Genomic DNA, 19,358 nt, shown 5'->3' on the forward strand with positions numbered 1-19,358 from the left:
TTTTCACTTGTAGCTTGCAGCTCAAAGCTTGTAGCTCAAACCGAAGGTTTGAAATCATGCGTTACATCAGTACCCGCGGCCAGGCACCGGCCCTGAATTTCGAAGACGTCCTGCTGGCCGGTCTCGCCACCGACGGCGGTCTGTACGTCCCGGAAAACCTGCCACGTTTCACCCAGGAAGAAATCGCTTCCTGGGCCGGCCTGCCGTATCACGAGCTGGCCTTCCGCGTCATGCGCCCATTTGTTACCGGCAGCATCCCTGACGCCGACTTCAAAAAGATCCTCGAAGAAACCTACGGCGTGTTCTCGCACAGCGCCGTCGCGCCGTTGCGTCAACTGAACGGTAACGAGTGGGTGCTGGAGCTGTTCCACGGCCCGACCCTGGCGTTCAAGGACTTCGCCCTGCAACTGCTCGGTCGCCTGCTCGATTACGTGCTGGAAAAGCGCGGCGAGCGGGTGGTCATCGTCGGCGCCACTTCCGGTGATACCGGCTCGGCTGCCATCGAAGGCTGCAAACACTGCGAAAACGTCGACATCTTCATCCTGCACCCGCACAACCGCGTGTCCGAAGTGCAGCGTCGCCAGATGACCACGATTTTCGGCGAGAACATCCACAACATCGCCATCGAAGGCAACTTCGATGACTGCCAGGAAATGGTCAAGGCGAGCTTCGCCGACCAGAGCTTCCTCAAAGGCACACGTCTGGTGGCGGTGAACTCGATCAACTGGGCGCGGATCATGGCCCAGATCGTCTACTACTTCCACGCAGCCTTGCAGTTGGGCGGCCCGGCACGCTCGGTGTCGTTCTCGGTACCGACCGGCAACTTCGGCGACATCTTCGCCGGTTACCTGGCGCGCAACATGGGCCTGCCGATCAACCAGTTGATCGTCGCCACCAACCGCAACGACATCCTGCACCGTTTCATGAGCGGCAATCAGTACGTCAAGGAAACCTTGCACGCCACGCTGTCGCCGTCGATGGACATCATGGTTTCGTCGAACTTCGAACGCCTGCTGTTCGACCTGCACGGTCGCAACGGTGCGGCGATTGCCGGTCTGATGGACTCGTTCAAGAAGGACGGCAGCTTCAGCGTCGAGCAAGAGCGCTGGACTGAAGCGCGCAAACTGTTCGACTCGCTGGCCGTGGACGATGCGCAAACCTGCGAGACCATCGCCGAAGTCTACGAGCAGTGCGGTGAAGTGCTGGATCCGCACACCGCCATTGGCGTCAAGGCTGCGCGCGAGTGCCGCCGTAGCCTGGACATCCCGATGGTGATCCTGGGGACTGCTCACCCGGTGAAATTCCCCGACGCGGTGGAAAAAGCCGGTGTAGGAAAAGCTCTCGAACTACCTGCACATCTTTCTGATTTGTTTGAGCGAAACGAGCGCTGCACCGTTCTGCCAAACGAGCTGAAAGCCGTGCAAGCCTTTGTCAGCCAGCATGGCAACCGCGGCAAGCCACTTTAAGCCTGCCAAAGCTGTCACATTTTGAAGCCCGTCTCCTGACGGGCTTTTTTGTTTCTGCTGCCACACTGCTCGGGTTTTCACCCATGAAGGACGGGTGAGTCGATCACGAAGGATGTGGCAATGCTGTTTTATAGAGGTTTCAAACCAGCACTGGGCTGGTTGTTAGTGTTGGGAATGCTCGCGGGTATGGGCAGCAGTGTGGCGGCGCAACTGGCGCTGCGTGACGATGTGCGGACACAACATGTTCAGCCGGTCGAACTCGATGAGCATGAGCGTCAATGGATTCGCGATAACCCTAAGGTGACGGTGGCGTCGGTGCAGTACCCGCTGTATCTGTTTCAGGATGAGCACGCGCAGTGGAGCGGTTTGAACAATGATGTGCTCAAGCAAATCAGTGCCATGACCGGTCTGCAGTTTGTGCACCATGAATCGTTTTCCACCGATCACATGCTCGAGCGCCTCGAGAGTGGGGCAGCAGACATCAGTACCACTCTGGCGATGAGTGACGAGCGCAAGGTGTTTCTCGATTTCAGCCATGCCTTTGGCGGTGCAGGCTGGGTGTTTGTCGGGCGCGCGGGAGCGCCCTCGGTGGATTCGCTGGAACAACTGGCCAAGCGTGTAGTGGTGCTGCCAGCCCGGCACGCACTCGAAGATCTTATCCGCCGTGATCACCCGTCGATCGAAATTCGCTCGGTGAAAACCTACGCCGAGGCGCGGGCATTGGTCGAGAGTGGCGAGGCTTACGCCACGATCGAAAACGAAATCGGTGCGCAGCTTTATCCGTTGGGGCTGCTCAAGGTCGGCGGGCTGGTGGAAGGCAAGTGGGAGGCTGATCATCTGGCGGTGCGCAAGGGCATGCCTGAGCTTTTGAGCATTCTCAACAAGGCTTTGGAGGCGTTCCCCGCTGCCGAGCTACGCGCCATTCGCCTGAAATGGCTGGAGGGCATCTCACCGGCTCCCGCGCCTTCGCTCTGGCAACGGCTGGTTGGTTGGGGCTGTTGGGCAATGGCAATGCTTGGCGTGTTCGGCCTGCTGTCGCTGGTGTGGAATCGTCGCCTGGCCGCAGTGATCAAGCAGCGCGGTGCTGCCGAGCAAAGTCTGGGCGATCAATTGGCCTTTCAGCACGCGCTGATCGATTCCATGCCTGATCCGGTATTCGTCCGGGATCTGCAAGGACGCCTGGTCATGTGCAACCGCAGTTATGAGGAGGCGCTTTCAGTACGCCAGGATCAAGTGCAGGGGCGGCTGCTGATCGAGATCGAAGCGCTGCCCGAGGCCACGGCCCTGATGCTGCATGAAGAGTTCATGGTGCAGTTGCGCACGCGCACCTCACGCTTCAGTAAACGGCAATTGCAATTCAAGAGTGGCCCGCGCGAGGTCTACCAGTGGACGGTGCCGTTCTACAGTGTCGACGGCAAGTTGCGCGGACTGCTGGGGGGCTGGACGGATATTACCCAGCGTCGGACGGAGAGTGGTTGCCGTTGTCCGCATTGAAGTTGGGAAATGTCCTATAGGACGCGGCTACTTTTCCGATGGGAGGCTTAAGACGCCTGCCCTACAGTGAACGGCAACTGCGGTGAGAGTCCGCGATTGTCGTTTCAGAGGTCGCCCATGCGCTCGCTTAAAGTCCTGATTCTTGAACCCAATCCGTTTCAGTTGATGGCATTGCATCAAATGCTCAATGCCATTGGCATCTATGACGTCCTGACCGCGCCATCGCTGCCATCGGCCTTGTGTTCTCTGGGGCATCGCGGCGCGGTCGATATTGCCATTTGCGACCCGCAACTCAAGGGCGGTGACGGCCTCGCCCTGATCCGGCATCTGGCGCAGCAGCGTGAAGCGCGAGCGCTGATCATGCTGGGTGCGGTGGCCTCGAGTCTGCTGAACGATCTCGAACCGCTGCTTTGCGAACACAGACTGCGGCTGCTGGGATGCCTGCAAACGCCGGTGTCGGCGGTGCTCATGAGAGGGTTGCTGGACAGCTACCTGATCGCCCCTTCGCCGCCTGTCGAGGCCTGAAGCGCACGGTTATTTTTCTGTCATCTTCTCGGTGCATGCTCTGAACGACCGGTAACACTCCAATGCTTGCGACCGGAATGAGGCAGAACTTTCTTCTCGGGCCGGTGGTCATTTACTGTGGACATGCCCCAGACACAATGTTTTCGGACGATTGAGTGGAGATCGAGATGGAAAGTATCAGTCTATTGCTCGGTGAGGCTCTGAGCCCGTATCAGGTTTCGTTGTCTCCAAGCGGCGCCCATGGTGAATGCCTGGTGACCTTGAAGAACAGCAGCGGTGCAATTGTGGTGGAACGCGAATTCAATCAGGCGCAACTGACCGACAAACGTCAGTTGACCGATGTCGTCGATGGCTTGCATCGAGACGTCCTGATCGCCGAAGGGCGACTGGAGCCCTGTGTGATCGCGGCGTTGCGCAATGCGGCCCTGGACAAGCGTCCGGCGCTCTGAAAATGAAATATTTTTTGTGGGAACCTTCCTGCATCCCTGTCAGTCAGACCCCATAACAGCAGGATCAAGCATTGTGCTCCGGTGCTTGTCGCTTGCTGCTACGGGTCTTTATGTAGGCCACGTTTAACCCCGAGTCGTCTCCCCACTTCTCGGGGTTTCTTTTGCCTGCAATTTGTTCACTGCGTCGCCTGCTGCTCAAAAAATGCCCGGGCCTGCTCCAGGTAATCGGTGCGCATGTCGGGATCCAGCCAATCGGCATAGAGTTGGTTCAGTTGATCGTGAGGCAGGGTACGCAGCAACTGATTGATCTCGCTGATTGCCTGGCGGCCCTGAGCGGTGTCGGAGCAACCGATGTACCCCGACAGGTATTTACCGTTGCCACGGATTGGATAGAACAGCAAATCGTCTTCGGCTATTTGCGCCAGATGAGCCTGATAACGGATCTCCGGCCAATAGCCCAACACCACCTGCAACCGACCCAGTCGCTGCATCGATAGAAGACTGTTGAGGGCGTCGTTGCCGTAATGGGATGTCAGTGCGTCCTGTGGGGCCTGTCGCAACAGGTTGTCGACTCGCTCACCGTAACTGCGCTCCGCCACGACACCGACCTTCTCTTTGCCATTGGCCAAAAGCGCCGCCAGATCGATTTCCCCGTCCACCAGAAACGGTGCCAGCACCTCGCGATCTTTCTGACGCACCACCAGGCCATTACTGACAGCGCGGAAGGCCGGGATGGAAAACGCGATCCATTGCGCTCGCTCCTTGCTCCAGATCAGCGACGGGTCGCAGGTGAAGGAAGCTTCGTGGAGCATTTGCATACCCCTGGCACGGTTGACCCGCATCAGGGTGTGTTCGTATTGCGGCATGCCGGCGATGAGCATTGGCATCAAGTGATCGATGACGCCCTGACCTTTTTTCGAGCCTTCGAAAATCGTCAAGGGCGGTAAGTCGCGCAGTAACCAGATCAACGTCGGTTTGGCCTGCGTCCACGTGGGCAGGGCCAGCAGAAACAATAAGCCGAACAACCGCCACGTCCACCAGTGGTGGGCACGATGGGTGTTCGATGTCGGCTGGCGTTTCAGCTCAAATGGCTCCGTCTTCGCGCAGTCGGGCGATCTGCTGTTCGTTATAGCCAAGATCGTGGAGTACCTGCGCATTGTGTTCACCGAGCTGCGGTCCGACCCATTCGGACGAGCCTGGCGTCTCAGAGAGTTTCGGCACGATGCCGGGCATCTTGAAGGGTTTGCCGTCGGGCAGCTTGGCGTGCAGGAACATTTCCCGGGCCAGGTATTGCGGATCGCTCAACATGTCCTCGGCGCTGAAGATGCGGCTGACTGGTACCTCGGCCTGATTGAGCAGGTCGAGCACGGTTTGCAGCGGCAGCGAATTGACCCAGCGATCGATCACGCCATACAGCTCGTCACGGCGAACGTCACGCCCGTCGTTACTGGCCAGTGTCGGGTCGTTGGCCAGGTCTTCTCGACCGATCACCCGCATGAAACGTTGGAAAATCGCATCGCCATTGGCGCCGATCTGCACATGCTTGCCATCGGCGCTGGTGTGAATAGAGGAGGGCGTGATGCCGGGCATGATGTTGCCGGTGCGCTCGCGGATAAAACCGAACACATCGAACTCGGGCACCATGCTTTCCATCATTGCGAAAATCGCTTCATACAACGCCACGTCGACCACTTGGCCCACGCCGCCGTTGACCTCGCGGTGACGCAGCGCCATCAATGCGCCAATCACGCCCCATAGCGCGGCAATCGAATCACCGATGGAAATCCCGGTGCGCACCGGTGGCCGGTCTTCGAAACCGGTGATGTAGCGCAGACCGCCCATGGATTCGCCCACCGCGCCGAAGCCCGGCTGATCTTTCATCGGCCCGGTCTGACCGAAACCGGACAGGCGCACCATTACCAGTTTCGGGTTCAGCGCGTGCAGGGTTTCCCAGCTCAGGCCCAGTTTTTCCAGTACGCCGGGGCGGAAGTTCTCGATGAGGATGTCGGCTTCACTGAGCAGTTTTTTCAGGATCGCCAAACCATCGGGATGCTTGAGATTCAGCGTCAGCGACTTTTTGTTGCGTGCCTGAACGAACCACCACAACGAGGTGCCTTCGTACAATTTGCGCCACTTGCGCAGTGGGTCACCGCCGTCCGGCGATTCGATCTTGATCACTTCAGCGCCGAACTCGCCGCAAATCCGTGAAGCAAACGGCCCGGCGATCAACGTACCCAATTCAATGACTTTCACACCGCTGAGCGGTTTGTTGGCGAACGGCATACTGAATCCTGTAGGACAAGGCTGAACGGATACAGCGTTTTAACATAGCCGGCTGTCAGGCGCCCAAAGTTGATCGCCATCAATTCGATGATTGCCTACAGCATCGGTTAGACTTGCCGACTTTCCTCGTATCAAGAAGCCCGTTCATGGCCCAGCCGTCCACTACCTATAAATTCGAACTGAACCTCACCGACCTCGACCGCAGCGTCTACGAGAGCGTCAAGCAGACGATCGCCCGTCACCCTTCGGAGACCGAAGAGCGCATGACCGTGCGGCTGCTGGCCTACGCGCTCTGGTACAACGAGCAGTTGTCGTTTGGCCGTGGTCTGTCGGACGTGGATGAACCTGCGCTGTGGGAAAAGAGCCTGGATGATCGTGTTCTGCACTGGATCGAAGTTGGCCAGCCAGATGCCGATCGCCTGACCTGGTGCTCGCGTCGCACCGAACGCACCAGTCTGCTCGCCTACGGCAGCCTGCGCGTCTGGGAAACCAAAGTGATTCCGGCGATCAAGAACCTGAAAAACGTCAACATCGCCGCCGTCCCGCAGGAAGTGCTGGAGACCTTGGCCAAGGACATGCCTCGCGTTATCAAGTGGGACGTGATGATCAGCGAAGGGACGATCTTCGTCACCGACGACCGTGGTCAGCACGAAGTCCAGTTGCAATGGCTACAAGGCGAGCGCGGCTGAGCCCGCGCCCTCAACTGATTAATCACACGTATTAAAGAGAAGTCTCCGTCACCCCATGCGTATCGAACCTCGTCAACTGCCTGCCACTCTGCCATTTCTTGGTGATATCCCGCCGCTGCTGACCCGCCTGTACGCGGCGCGGGGCGTGCAGTCCGAGGCGGAGCTGGATAAAAGTCTGGCGCGGTTGATTCCGTTCCAGCAGCTCAAGGGCATCGACGCAGCGGTGGACTTGTTGGTGACCGCGCTGGAACAACGCCAGCGCATCCTCATCGTCGGCGACTTCGACGCGGACGGCGCGACAGCCAGTACCGTCGGCGTGCTCGGCCTGCGACTGTTGGGCGCGGCGCATGTCGATTATCTAGTGCCGAACCGTTTTGAATATGGCTACGGCCTGACCCCGGAAATCGTCGAAGTCGCCATGACCCGTGAGCCGCAGTTGCTGATCACGGTCGACAACGGTATCTCCAGCGTCGAAGGCGTCGCCGCCGCCAAGCGTCATGGGCTCAAAGTGCTGATCACTGACCACCACTTGCCCGGCGACGAACTGCCGCTGGCCGATGCGCTGGTCAACCCGAATCAGCCGGGCTGCGAATTCCCGAGCAAGGCGCTGGCCGGGGTCGGGGTGATTTTCTATGTGTTGATGGCATTGCGTGCGCGCTTGCGCAGTCTTGGTTGGTACGAGAGCAAGCCGCAGCCGAATATCGGCGAACTGCTGGATCTGGTGGCACTGGGCAGCGTCGCCGACGTGGTGCCGTTGGACGCTAACAACCGAATCCTGGTGCATCAAGGTCTGGAGCGGATTCGTGCCGGTCGCGCACGGCCGGGGATCAAAGCGATCCTTGAAGTGGCCAAGCGAGACGCTGCACGCATTACCTCTACCGATCTGGGTTTTATCGTCGGCCCGCGCCTGAACGCCGCCGGGCGTCTGGATGACATGAGCCTGGGCATCGAATGCCTGCTCACCGCCGACGCCAATATGGCGCGGGAAATGGCCGCACAACTGGATGGCATGAACCAGGATCGCAAATCCATCGAGCAGGGCATGCAGCGTGAAGCGCTGGCGCAGCTCAAGGACTTGCCGGTCGAATCGATGCCGTTTGGTCTGTGCCTGTTTGATCCGGAATGGCACCAGGGCGTTATCGGTATCCTCGCTTCTCGAATGAAAGAGCGTTATTTCCGCCCGACCATCGCCTTCGCTGATGCTGGCGATGGCCTGCTCAAAGGCTCGGGACGCTCGGTACAGGGCTTTCATATTCGTGATGCTTTGAGCGTGGTGGCGGCGCAGCATCCGGAGCTGATCAGCAAGTATGGCGGCCATGCGATGGCCGCGGGTCTGACCTTGCCGCAGGAGAATTTTCCGTTGTTTGCCGAGGCATTCGACGCTGAAGTCCGTAGGCAACTTCGCGAAGAAGATCTGACCGGGCGCTTGCTCTCGGACGGCACGCTGGCGGTTGAAGAGTTTCACCTTGAACTGGCCCGCGCCCTGCGCCATGCCGGACCTTGGGGGCAGCACTTCCCGGAGCCGCTGTTTCACGGTGTGTTCCAGTTGGTCGAGCAGCGGGTCGTGGGCGAACGGCACCTGAAAGTGGTGCTGAAAAGCGAATGCGGGTCGGTGAAGCTCGACGGTATTGCGTTCGGTATCGACCGCGAGGTCTGGCCGAATCCGACCATTCAGTGGGTTGAGCTGGCCTACAAACTTGATGTGAACGAGTTCCGGGGCAACGAAACCGTGCAACTGATGATTGCCCACATCGAACCGCGTTGACGCCATTCACGAGCAGGCTCGCTCCCACAGGTACGGTGTTGTGTTTGTGGGAGCGAGCCTGCTCGCGAAAGCACCCTTTCACACACTGAATCACTCTGAACCCTCCCTCATCCCCGGTTGTCGACTAGGCTCTAAGCACTGCTTGATTGGCCTTGTGACGTCTTGTCGATTTTTTTGCCCGCGGGGGCGGGTGCTGTACCTTTTTCTGTCACTCGTCGACTTTTCAAACAGAACCCTGGAGCCTGCCCACTGATTCGAGAGGTGCCCCATGAGTCTGCTGCTTGAACCCTTTACCCTGCGCCAACTGATCTTGCCCAACCGCATCGCCGTATCACCCATGTGCCAGTATTCCAGCGTCGATGGCTTGGCCAACGACTGGCACCTGGTCCACCTCGGTAGCCGCGCGGTGGGTGGCGCCGGCTTGGTATTCACCGAAGCCACGGCAGTCACCGCCGACGGACGGATCACCGCCGAAGACCTCGGCCTGTGGAACGACGAACAGATCGAACCGCTGCAACGCATCACCCGCTTCATCACGTCTCAGGGCGCTGTCGCCGGCATCCAGCTGGCCCACGCCGGGCGCAAGGCCAGCACCCATCGGCCGTGGATTGGCAAGCACGGCAGCGTCAAACCGGACGATGGCGGCTGGACGCCGATCGGCCCTTCACCGATTGCTTTCGACCCGCAACACACACAACCCAAACAGCTTGATGAAGGGCAGATCGCCGATGTCATTCAAGCGTTTGTCGATGCCGCCAAGCGTGCACTGACGGCGGGTTTCAGTGTGGTTGAGGTGCATGCGGCCCACGGCTACCTGTTGCACCAGTTTCTCTCGCCGCTGAGCAATCAACGGCGGGATCAGTACGGCGGTTCCTTTGAAAACCGCATTCGTCTGGTGCTGCAAGTCACCGAAGCGGTCCGTGCGGTCTGGCCGGAGGAGTTGCCGGTGTTCGTCCGAGTCTCGGCCACTGACTGGGTTGAGGATGGCTGGAACCCGGATGAAACCGTTGAGCTGGCGCGGCGTCTGCACACCCTGGGCGCCGACCTGATCGACGTTTCCTCGGGCGGCACGGCGGCCAATGCAGAGATTCCCGTTGGGCCGGGCTACCAGACACGCTTTGCCGAACGTGTACGCAAGGAGTCAGGCATTGCCACCGGCACTGTGGGAATGATTACCGAACCTGCGCAAGCCGAGCACATCCTGCGTACCTGTCAGGCCGATATCATCTTCCTCGCCCGTGAACTGCTGCGTGATCCGTACTGGCCGCTGCATGCCGATGATGACCTCGGTGGACGCAAAGCGGTGTGGCCGGCGCAGTATCAGCGTGCGACTCATCGTGATCAGCCGATTCATGAGTCTGATTTGCGCGATTGAGTGAGGCACTGAAAAGCAAAAAGCCCCGGCCAGTAATGGTCGGGGCTTTTTGATTTTCATCTTTTGATTATGCAGTGCCTGGGGAGCCGCCATCGCTGGCAAGCCAGCTCCCACAGGTTTTGTGTTGAAACATGGTCAACGTGTCAACGTTGATCACTGTGGGAGCTGGCTTGCCAGCGATGAGGCCCGTCCAGGCACCTCAAGTCATCAAGGATACTTACGCTTGTCCGGCGCCGGCGGGAAGTACTGATACAACCAGGTCTCGCTCAACGTGCGGTCATTGGTGCGAATGAACAACCGCAGCTCCACCGGCTCAACGCTGTCACTGGTCGGATACCAGTCGAACAGGATCCGGTAACCCTTGATGTCATCCAGCACCAACACGCTGAAGTCCTGCACCTTGCCGTTCGAGCAGGTCACCACCGGTTCGATCCCGGTGCCCTGCGGCAGGCGATCCAGGCCGCCACCGGTGAAGTCCACGGCAAAGCGACGGGCCCAGACTGGCGGATAATGCTCGCCCGGCGCCCAGCCTTCGGTGAACCCCCCCATGCCGGAACGGGTGGCATGCACTCGCGCCAACGGCGTACCCACTGGCGGCAGTGCGCTCCAGTAAAGCTTGTAGCCATAGTTCAGCGAATCCCCGGCGGCCACCGGTTTTTTCGGTGTCCAGAACGCCACGATGTTATCGAGGGTCTCGCCGGTTGTAGGAATTTCCAGCAGATCGATAGAGCCTTCGCCCCATGCGGTTGTAGGTTCTACCCACAGGCTCGGGCGCTTGCTGTACCAGTCGACGGTGTCCTGATAGTTGGCAAACTCGTGATCGGTCTGCACCAGGCCAAAACCTTTCGGATCAGTGTCGGCAAACGCGTTGAATTGCAGAGTCGCCGGGTTGTTCAGCGGTCGACAGATCCATTCGCCGTTGCCGCGCCACATCGCCAGGCGATCCGAATCATGGATCTGCGGGTGAATGGTGTCGCACATGCGGCGCTCGTGGGTGCCGCAGCTGAACATGCTGGTCATCGGCGAGATACCCAGTTGCTCAATGGCCGTGCGCGCATTGATGTGCGCGTCGACTTCCATCACCACGCGCTCGGCCTGGCAATCGATGTCAAAGCGGTACGCGCCAGTGGCGCTCGGCGAATCGAGCAGGGCGTAGACCACGAACCGCGTGGCGTTCTTGTCCGGTGTCTCGAACCAGAACTTGGTGAAGTCAGGGAATTCTTCGCGTTTTTTCGCGTAAGTGTCGATCGCCAGACCGCGTGCGGAGAGGCCATATTGGCCAGTCGCATCCACTGCACGGAAATAGCTGGCGCCGAGGAACGACAGCACGTCATGTCGATCCAGCTCCGGCGCCTTGAACAGCTTGAAGCCGGCAAAACCCAGGTCGCCTTTCAACTGTTGAGTGTCGACCGAGGTGTTTTCATAGTTGAACAACGCCGGGCGGAAATGCACCTCGCGGGCGGTACGGGTCTTGGCATCGACGCTATACATGCGCACCGGCTGACGGAAACCCATGCCAACGTGGAAGAACTGCACGTCCAGTTGGCCCTTGTTCTCCTTCCACAACGAATGCTCGCCGTCGTAGCGGATCGCGTTGAAGTTTTGCGGGGTCATGGTCGCCAAGGTCGGCGGCAACACCTGCTTGGTGTCCTGATAGCCGTTGCCGGCCAATTGTTTGGCCTGACGCTTGAGCGCTTCGAAGTCAAAGGCCTGAGCCTCGCCATCAGCCGCGCCACCATTGCCAGCCCAGGCACGGCTAGCCAGCAGGCCGGTGGCCGACAGACCGGTGTAAGCCGCAATGGCCATGGACGCTTTGAGCAAATTCCTGCGGTGCATAAATCAACCTGTCGTGTGCAATCCCGCGCCTTTCCTGGCACGTGCTGGATCAGAAATAACGGTTCGGACAAGCCTTCGGCCAAACGCAACGGACTATAAACAGATGCCGGCTAGCTTAAACGGTTCGATTGTCGAGCAGAAATGATTGATTACAAGGCTCGATCTGGCAATGAAACAAGACATGTCAGTATTTTTTCCGACAGGGCTTTCTGAATTACACGGCATATCTGCTTTTTTCGACTAATTACTCTAAATAACCCTTTTCAGCGCCGATTTAATTTCTATTCTATGGGCATGACCGGTCGCGAACCTTCAGACCGGTGGGGCACACGACGCTGCTGAAAGGGGCAGGGCGATGTGGTTGTTGAGCAGTTCTTTGACGTATTAGAGAAGGACATCGTCCATGGCAAAAATACAAGGCATCACCGACATGTTGGGCATCTTTCCCTGCCTCGGCAGCGGCCGCAAAAGACGCCGGCTCAGCTCTGATGAGCTGAAGCTGGTGGAGCGTTATCGAGAGCTTTCGGAGAGCGACCGGATTGCGATGAGGTATCTGGTGGATGCGATGCGGAGTGTTTCGCGGTTCTAGCGCTGGGGTAGGCGCCGTGAAAGCTACTTGGCTTTTACGGCGGCCAGATCAATCAACTTGCGGAGTAAACCTGTGGCGAGGGAGCTTGCTCCCGCTGGACTGCGCAGCAGTCCCCTTCTTTTCAAGAGGGGCCGCTACGCGACCCAGCGGGACGGTGCGACGATTCGACAAGCTCCCTCGCCACAGGTTTTTTTGTTTATGAGCCTTAGCTGCAAGTACCCAGAACCGGATACGGCCGCTGCCCATGGATCAGTTCAGGCACATCCCGCCATTTGACCCACGCCTGCTGTTGCCAGTGCAGCAACGGCACGGTGACGCCTGCCCAATTTACCGAACTCAGGCTCGGACGGTTCTCCACTGAAACCGCGCTGGATTCGCGCAACATCGGGATGACTTCATGGCTCAGCCATTGGCGCAGGTTGCGGTTTTCCGGGACGAAGTGATGGACGAGCAGGGCGAACAGGCCGGACTCGCTGACCATCGCGCAATCGACGATTTCGCCATCCCGACGCAGGAGGACATGGCGGCGCTGGTCGGGATCGAGTTTCAGGGTGAGGCGTTCGTTTAGCGGATAGCCCATCAGACGACCGAGATCCTGAACACAGAACCAGGCTTCGTGTTTTTGCATGAAGGCGTGGAGGAAGCGGTTGTGGCGGGTGAAGATTGTGGGGGTGAAGAAGTCAGAACTTTCAGAAAGATTTTGGACGTGGTTAGGCATTTGTCGACTCCAATGTTGAGAATAGAGCCGCCACTCAAATGAGTGCGGTCACGCCGTTTTGATATTTACTCCGGCTCCGACACCGGGCCGCTGATTTCGCCGCCGAGAGAAAGCCTATCGGCTAGCCACCCAAGACGCCAAGTCGGCTCTATCGATACCTTCTGTAGGAAAGCGGGCTTATTTCTGAAGGCAGTATCTGTAGGAAATGCCTGATTTTGTAGTGTCAGCAGCAACCGACCGCCCAAGCCGTAGTTTTTCCTTTATCTATTTGGGTCCACGGAATGAACTGCATGGGTGCCATCAGGGCTAAGAGGTCGAGGCCTGCAATACGGTAAAAATAATCCTGCGATAAGCGGCGGTTGCGGATATCTCGATCAAGTAATACGTTGTTCCATTGAGTAATACTTCAGGGGTATGACATGTCGACGACCATGACCAGCAAGGGGCAAGTCACAATTCCCAAGCCAATTCGTGATGCTTTGCATCTTACGCCGGGCTCGGCCATTGAGTTCAGCGTCAACGATCATGGCGAAGTGGTTCTGCATAGTGCTAAGCGCGAATCGGGAAAAGCGCGAGCTCCTGATCGATTTGATGCCGTAAGGGGCAAAGCCGATATCAAATGGCGAACCGATGATTTAATGGCCTTGCTCCGAGGGGATGATTGATGGTGCTGGTCGATACGAATGTGTTGATTGATGTGCTCGAAGACGATCCGGTCTGGGCCGATTGGTCGATTCAGCAACTTCGTGCTCAATCACTGATCCATGAGTTAGCTATCAATCCGATAGTTTATGCAGAGCTATCACAGACATTTTCGACGTTTGAGGCATTGGACGGAGTAGTGAATCAACTGGGATTGGTCATGCAGGACATTCCCAGACCCGCACTGTTTTTAGCTGGTAAGGCCTTCGTGAAGTATCGGAAGGTTGGCGGTGGAAAGCATAATGTTCTGGCGGATTTTTTCATCGGAGCACATGCGGCCGTTAAAAAATTGCCCTTGTTGACAAGAGACTCCAAGCGTTACCGCAATTATTTCCCTTCAGTCGAATTGATAACGCCGTCCTGAGCTTATGGATTGCTACACGACGTGCGGTCTCGCAAATCGCCCCGGTAACAATGAATCTACCGGGGCGATTCTGCTTTATCGACTCACCTTCCACGCATCCCCAGCCGGCGCCTTGCCATGGTCATACGGCTTGCCAATCCACATGTAAATCAGCCCCAAACCAATCACGATCGCAGTGCTAAGCACCATCGCATAGTTCACATACCAAGCCGCATCCGGCGTACGCGGCCAAGCCATGTTGATGATTGCGCCAACGCCATACACCAGCGCGCCGATATTCACTGGCCAGCCCCAAGCACCAAGGGTGAATTTGCCGCTGGGTTTCCAGCCTTTCATCCGCGCATACAACGCGGCCAGGACGATCATCTGGAACGCGAGGTAGATGCCGATGGCCGCGAAACTGACGATGGTCGCCACTGCGTCTTGCAGGAAGAAACCGAGGGCGATGATCAGGGCGGGCAGGACGCCGGACACGAACAGTGCGGCAACCGGAACCTGAGTGGTAGGAGAAATCTTTTTCAGCAGTCGGCTGCCGATGACCATTTCGTCGCGAGCGTAGGAGTACAGCAGGCGGCTCGCCGCTGCTTGTAGGCTGATGACGCAGGAGATGAAGGAAATCATCACCACGCCCATCACCACTTTAGAGCCGACCGGGCCGAAGGCGTTGTTGAGGATGGTGGTGACCGGGTCTTTGTCGGTGCCGTTGATCACCGCTTGCATATCCGGCACGGCGAGGATCAGCGCCAGGCAGGCGAACATCGCCGCGATGCCGCCAATGTAGATGGTCATGCGCATGGCCACCGGGATTTTTGCGCTTGGGTTCGGGGTTTCTTCGGCGACATCACCGCAAGCCTCGAAGCCGTAGTAGAGGAACATCCCCGCCAGCGACGCGGTGAGGAACGCCGGCAGGTACGAGCCGTCGACGCTGATGTCGAAGGTGTTGAACAGCACGCTGAGCGGCTGGTGGCGTTCGAAGATCAGCAGGTAAACGCCGACGATGACCGCGCCGACCAGTTCGCAGAGAAAGCCGAACATGGCGATCCGTGCCAACACTTTGGTGCCGCTGAGGTTGACCAGCGTGGCGAACAGGGTCAGTACCAAAGCAATGACAATGTTGGTGTTGTTGCTCGGCTCAAAACCGAGCATGGCGGCCAGGTACGGTCCAGCACCGACGGCGACTGCAGCGATGGTCACGCAGAGGGCGATGGAGTAGATCCAGCCGACCATCCACGCCCATTTCTTGCCCACCAAACGGCGCGCCCAAGGGTACACGCCGCCGGAAATCGGGAACTGCGAAACCACTTCGCCGAAGATCAGGCACACCAGCAATTGGCCGCAACCGACCAGCAAGTAGGCCCAGAACATCGGTGGCCCGCCAGCGGCGAGGCACAGGCCGAAGAGGGTATAAACCCCTACGACCGGTGACAGATACGTGAAGCCTAAAGCGAAGTTTTCCCACAGGCTCATGCTGCGGTTGAAGTTCGAGGTGTAGCCCAGTTTGCGCAGTTGTTCGGCATCGCTGTCGGCAACGGCTGCGGCGAGATCGGGTGAGGCACTCATGTGTGTTTGCTCCGTGAAATCGGCCGATTTCGGATGGCCGAGGCCGTGGCGGGGCTAAAGCGCGCCGCCCGGTTCGGTAGTTATTGTTAGGTGTTAAATCCTAGTGGTGCGCAGAGCCGGTTTCTGCCATGAAGCCGGGGTGACGCCATCGCGAGCAGGCTCACTCCTACAGGTTGAAATGCGATCCCTTGTAGGAGTGAGCCTGCTCGCGATGCTTTTTTAGTGCTTGAACATCACATGCCGAACCGTGGTGTAGTCCTCCAGCCCATACATGGACATGTCTTTCCCGTAACCGGACAACTTCTGACCGCCATGGGGCATTTCGCTGACTAGCATGAAGTGCGTGTTCACCCACGTGCAGCCGTACTGCAAACGCGCCGACATGCGATGCGCACGTCCTACATCCGCCGTCCATACGGAGGAGGCGAGGCCGTAGTCCGAATCGTTGGCCCACTCCAGCGCCTGTGCTTCATCGGTGAACTTGGTCACCGAAACCACCGGGCCAAACACTTCGCGGCGGACGATTTCGTCGTCCTGCTGCGCATCGGCCAGTACGGTCGGTTCAAAGAAGAAACCATTACCTTCGCCAGCCTTGCCGCCCGTGATCAAACGAATGTGTGGCTGTGCCACAGCTCGCTCGACAAATCCGGCAACGCGGTCGCGATGTTGCGCGGTGATCAACGGCCCCAACTCGGTCGACGGATCATCCTGCAAGCCGTACTTGATTGTGCTCACCGCCGCGCCAAGCTTCTCGACAAACTTGTCGTAGATGCCTTGTTGCGCATAGATCCGGCACGCAGCGGTGCAATCCTGCCCGGCGTTGTAGAAGCCGAAGGTACGAATGCCTTCAACTGCCGCATCGATATCGGCGTCGTCGAAGATGATCACCGGCGCCTTGCCGCCCAGTTCCATGTGCATGCGTTTAACGCTGTCAGCGGTGCTGGAAATGATGTTGGCGCCCGTGGCGATGGAACCGGTCAGCGAAACCATGCGCACTTTCGGATGGGTAACCAACGGACTGCCGACGGTAGGACCACGGCCGAATACCAGATTGAGCACACCGGCCGGAAATATTTCCGACGCCAGTTCGGCCAGACGTAACGCGGTCAGCGGGGTTTGTTCTGACGGCTTGAGCACCACGGTATTACCGGCGGCCAATGCTGGAGCGATTTTCCAGGCGACCATCATCAGCGGGTAGTTCCACGGCGCGATGGAGGCAATGACGCCGACCGGATCGCGACGGATCATCGAGGTGTGACCGGGCAGGTATTCGCCACCGGCCGAACCGCTCATGCAACGGCTGGCGCCGGCGAAGAAACGGAACACGTCGGCAATCGCCGGGATCTCGTCGTTGAGCGCGGCGCTGTAGGGTTTGCCGCAGTTATCGGATTCGAGTTTGGCCAGTTCTTCGCCGTGGGCTTCGATGGCGTCGGCGAGTTTGAGCAGTAGCAGGGAGCGGTCTTTCGGCGCTGTTTGCGACCAGTCGGCGAAGGCGTTGTCGGCGGCGCGTACGGCGGCATCGACCTGGGCTTCGGTGGCTTCGTTGATCTCCACCAATACTTCGCCGAGTGCCGGGTTGAGCACCGGTTGGGCGGGGCCTTCGCCGTTGACCAGTTGGCCGTTGATCAAGAGTTTGGTTTGCATGGGTTTGTCCTCACTAACACTTTTGTTGTTCTGGCCGAATCGAGAACCCTGTGGGAGCGGGCTTGCCCGCGATGAGGCATTCCCATTCAAAATTGATGGTGGCTGACGCACCGCCATCGCGGGCAAGCCCGCTCCCACAGGGGATTGTGGTGTCGGTTATGAATTCATTTTCCGCCACTGCCCGCAACGCTCTCGCCACTCCGAGTCAGGTAATACGCACCCAGGATCGGCAGCATGGTCACCATCATCACCAGCATCGCGACGACGTTGGTCACCGGCACATCCCGTGGCCGGCTCAGCTGGTTGAGCAGCCACAATGGCAAGGTGCGTTCATGCCCGGCGGTAAACGTGGTGACGATGATTTCGTCGAACGACAGCGCAAACGCCAACATGCCGCCAGCCAGCAACGCCGAGCCGAGGTTCGGCAGGATGATGTAGCGAAAGGTCTGCCAGCCATCGGCGCCGAGATCCATCGAAGCCTCTATCAAACTGTGCGAAGTACGGCGCAGGCGGGCGATGACGTTGTTGTAGACGATCACCACACAGAAGGTCGCGTGGCCGACGATGATGGTGAACATCCCCGGCTCGATCCCCAGCGTCTTGAACGTCGCCAGCAGCGCGATCCCGGTGATGATCCCCGGCAGCGCAATCGGCAAGATCAGCATCAGCGAAATGCCCTGCTTGCCGAAGAAGTCCCGCCGGTACAGCGCCGCCGAAGCCAGGGTGCCGAGCACCATCGCGATCAACGTGGCGATGGCCGCAATTTGCAGCGACAACTTGATCGATTCCAGAACGTCAGGCCGCGAAAACGCCACGCTGAACCAGTGCAACGTGAAGCCCTTCGGCGGAAAGCTGAATGCCGCTTCCTCGGTGTTGAAGGCGTAAAGAAAGATGATCAGGATCGGGAAGTGCAGAAACACCAATCCGCCCCAGGCTGCGATGCGTAAACCTAATGAAGCCTTTTCAGAGTGCATCGAAGGCCCCCAGGCGTTTGACGATGGACAGGTAAACCGCGATCAACACAATCGGCACCAAGGTGAACGCAGCCGCCATCGGCATATTGCCGATCGCACCTTGCTGCGCGTACACCATGCTGCCGACGAAGTAACCCGGCGGGCCGACCAGTTGCGGCACGATGAAGTCGCCCAAGGTCAGCGAAAAAGTGAAGATCGAACCCGCCGCGATGCCCGGAATCGACAGCGGCAGAATCACCTGCATAAACGTCTGACGCGGCTTGGCGCCAAGGTCGGCGGAAGCCTGTAACAGCGACGGTGGCAAGCGCTCAAGCGAAGCCTGAATCGGCAGGATCATGAACGGCAGCCAGATGTAGACGAACACCATGAACCGCCCCAGATGCGAGGTCGACAAGGTGCTGCCGCCCACGCCGGGAATCCCCAAGATGAACTGCAATACCGGCTCAAGTCCCAAGTGCTGCACGAACCACTGCGCCACACCACCCTTGGCCAACAGCAACGTCCACGCGTAAGCCTTGACGATGTAACTGGCCCACATCGGCATCATCACCGCGATGTAGAAAAACGCTTTGGTCTTGCCCGTGGTGTAGCGCGCCATGTAATAGGCGATCGGAAACGCGACGATGGCGCTGGCAATCGACACGACGATGGCCATGCTCAGCGTGCGCAGGATGATGTCGAAGTTCGAAGGCTGAAACAGCGCAGTAAAATTCGCCAATGTCAGGTCAGGGGTGACCGCCATGGTGAAGTCGTCGAAGGTATAGAAACCCTGCCACAACAGCACCAGCAACGAGCCGAGATAGATCGCGCCAAACCACAGCAGCGGCGGCACCAGTAGCATCGACAGATACAGATTTGGCTTGCGATAGAGCAGGTTGGAAAACCTGCGCAACGGCGGCGATTGAGTCATCGCGAGCGTGCTCAT

Annotated in this window: 18 protein-coding genes; 10 read left to right on the forward strand and 8 right to left on the reverse strand. The window is 58.6% G+C overall.

What is annotated here, in order from left to right; all coding sequences use genetic code 11:
* Positions 1–56 precede the first annotated feature (56 nt).
* The 4 genes from thrC to AC3WMT_RS25430 all read left to right on the forward strand — a co-directional run bounded on the left by thrC (position 57) and on the right by AC3WMT_RS25430 (position 3,934).
* The gene (gene thrC, locus AC3WMT_RS25415; protein WP_103306400.1) at positions 57–1,466 is read left to right on the forward strand and encodes a threonine synthase; all 1,410 of its coding nucleotides are present in this window, start codon (positions 57–59) and stop codon (positions 1,464–1,466) included.
* A gap of 120 nt (positions 1,467–1,586) precedes the next feature.
* A complete protein-coding gene (locus tag AC3WMT_RS25420) occupies positions 1,587–2,960 on the forward strand; it encodes a transporter substrate-binding domain-containing protein (protein WP_103306401.1) in 1,374 nt (457 codons plus the stop codon).
* Between the two features lie 117 nt (positions 2,961–3,077).
* Entirely contained in the window at positions 3,078–3,485 is a 408-nt protein-coding gene (locus tag AC3WMT_RS25425) for a response regulator (protein WP_103306402.1), read from the forward strand.
* 167 nt (positions 3,486–3,652) lie between these two features.
* Positions 3,653–3,934: a DUF3509 domain-containing protein gene (locus AC3WMT_RS25430; protein ID WP_103306403.1), complete on the forward strand. Its 282-nt coding sequence runs from the start codon at positions 3,653–3,655 to the stop codon at positions 3,932–3,934.
* Between the two features lie 176 nt (positions 3,935–4,110).
* Here the strand turns inward: AC3WMT_RS25430 and AC3WMT_RS25435 are convergent, their stop codons facing one another.
* Positions 4,111–5,091 (reverse strand): TIGR02285 family protein, encoded by a 981-nt coding sequence (locus AC3WMT_RS25435; protein WP_103306404.1) that lies wholly within the window; start codon positions 5,089–5,091, stop codon positions 4,111–4,113.
* The gene (locus AC3WMT_RS25440; RefSeq protein ID WP_103306405.1) at positions 5,018–6,217 is read right to left on the reverse strand and encodes a CaiB/BaiF CoA transferase family protein; all 1,200 of its coding nucleotides are present in this window, start codon (positions 6,215–6,217) and stop codon (positions 5,018–5,020) included. The genes AC3WMT_RS25435 and AC3WMT_RS25440 overlap by 74 nt, the downstream gene beginning before the upstream one ends.
* Positions 6,218–6,363: 146 nt before the next feature.
* Here AC3WMT_RS25440 and AC3WMT_RS25445 point away from each other — a divergent pair, with 146 nt between their 5' ends.
* The 3 genes from AC3WMT_RS25445 (at position 6,364) to AC3WMT_RS25455 (ending at position 10,046) form a co-directional block, all read left to right on the forward strand.
* Positions 6,364–6,906, forward strand: coding sequence for a YaeQ family protein (locus AC3WMT_RS25445; protein WP_007908961.1), 543 nt, complete (start codon positions 6,364–6,366; stop codon positions 6,904–6,906).
* A 55-nt stretch (positions 6,907–6,961) separates the two neighbouring features.
* Complete coding sequence (gene recJ, locus AC3WMT_RS25450; RefSeq protein WP_103306406.1) at positions 6,962–8,671, forward strand: single-stranded-DNA-specific exonuclease RecJ; 1,710 nt, start codon at positions 6,962–6,964, stop codon at positions 8,669–8,671.
* Between the two features lie 268 nt (positions 8,672–8,939).
* A complete protein-coding gene (locus AC3WMT_RS25455; protein WP_103306407.1) occupies positions 8,940–10,046 on the forward strand; it encodes an NADH:flavin oxidoreductase/NADH oxidase in 1,107 nt (368 codons plus the stop codon).
* Between the two features lie 207 nt (positions 10,047–10,253).
* Here the strand turns inward: AC3WMT_RS25455 and AC3WMT_RS25460 are convergent, their stop codons facing one another.
* Positions 10,254–11,882 (reverse strand): glucan biosynthesis protein D, encoded by a 1,629-nt coding sequence (locus AC3WMT_RS25460; protein ID WP_103306408.1) that lies wholly within the window; start codon positions 11,880–11,882, stop codon positions 10,254–10,256.
* Positions 11,883–12,285: 403 nt separating this feature from the next.
* Between AC3WMT_RS25460 and AC3WMT_RS25465 the strand changes: the two genes are divergently transcribed.
* Entirely contained in the window at positions 12,286–12,471 is a 186-nt protein-coding gene (locus tag AC3WMT_RS25465) for a hypothetical protein (protein WP_103306409.1), read from the forward strand.
* 205 nt (positions 12,472–12,676) lie between these two features.
* Here AC3WMT_RS25465 and AC3WMT_RS25470 read toward each other — a convergent pair whose 3' ends face one another.
* Positions 12,677–13,189 carry a BRO-N domain-containing protein gene (locus AC3WMT_RS25470; protein ID WP_103306410.1) on the reverse strand — a complete coding sequence of 171 codons (513 nt, stop codon included), beginning with the start codon at positions 13,187–13,189 and terminating at the stop codon, positions 12,677–12,679.
* A 419-nt stretch (positions 13,190–13,608) separates the two neighbouring features.
* Between AC3WMT_RS25470 and AC3WMT_RS25475 the strand changes: the two genes are divergently transcribed.
* On the forward strand, positions 13,609–13,854 hold the full coding sequence (locus AC3WMT_RS25475; RefSeq protein ID WP_082341390.1) for an AbrB/MazE/SpoVT family DNA-binding domain-containing protein: 246 nt from the start codon (positions 13,609–13,611) through the stop codon (positions 13,852–13,854).
* Positions 13,854–14,255, forward strand: a complete 402-nt coding sequence (locus tag AC3WMT_RS25480) for a type II toxin-antitoxin system VapC family toxin (protein WP_103306411.1) — start codon at positions 13,854–13,856, stop codon at positions 14,253–14,255. Before AC3WMT_RS25475 ends, AC3WMT_RS25480 begins: the two co-directional genes overlap by 1 nt.
* 75 nt (positions 14,256–14,330) lie before the next feature.
* Here the strand turns inward: AC3WMT_RS25480 and AC3WMT_RS25485 are convergent, their stop codons facing one another.
* The 4 genes from AC3WMT_RS25485 to AC3WMT_RS25500 all read right to left on the reverse strand — a co-directional run bounded on the left by AC3WMT_RS25485 (position 14,331) and on the right by AC3WMT_RS25500 (position 19,358).
* Positions 14,331–15,815 (reverse strand): APC family permease, encoded by a 1,485-nt coding sequence (locus tag AC3WMT_RS25485; RefSeq protein WP_103306412.1) that lies wholly within the window; start codon positions 15,813–15,815, stop codon positions 14,331–14,333.
* A 219-nt stretch (positions 15,816–16,034) separates the two neighbouring features.
* Positions 16,035–17,459, reverse strand: a complete 1,425-nt coding sequence (locus tag AC3WMT_RS25490; protein ID WP_103307311.1) for a gamma-aminobutyraldehyde dehydrogenase — start codon at positions 17,457–17,459, stop codon at positions 16,035–16,037.
* Positions 17,460–17,623: 164 nt separating this feature from the next.
* Positions 17,624–18,433: an ABC transporter permease gene (locus tag AC3WMT_RS25495; protein ID WP_103307312.1), complete on the reverse strand. Its 810-nt coding sequence runs from the start codon at positions 18,431–18,433 to the stop codon at positions 17,624–17,626.
* Positions 18,423–19,358: an ABC transporter permease gene (locus AC3WMT_RS25500; RefSeq protein ID WP_103307313.1), complete on the reverse strand. Its 936-nt coding sequence runs from the start codon at positions 19,356–19,358 to the stop codon at positions 18,423–18,425. Before AC3WMT_RS25500 ends, AC3WMT_RS25495 begins: the two co-directional genes overlap by 11 nt.

The sequence above is a fragment of the Pseudomonas sp. FW305-7 genome (genome assembly GCF_058786735.1).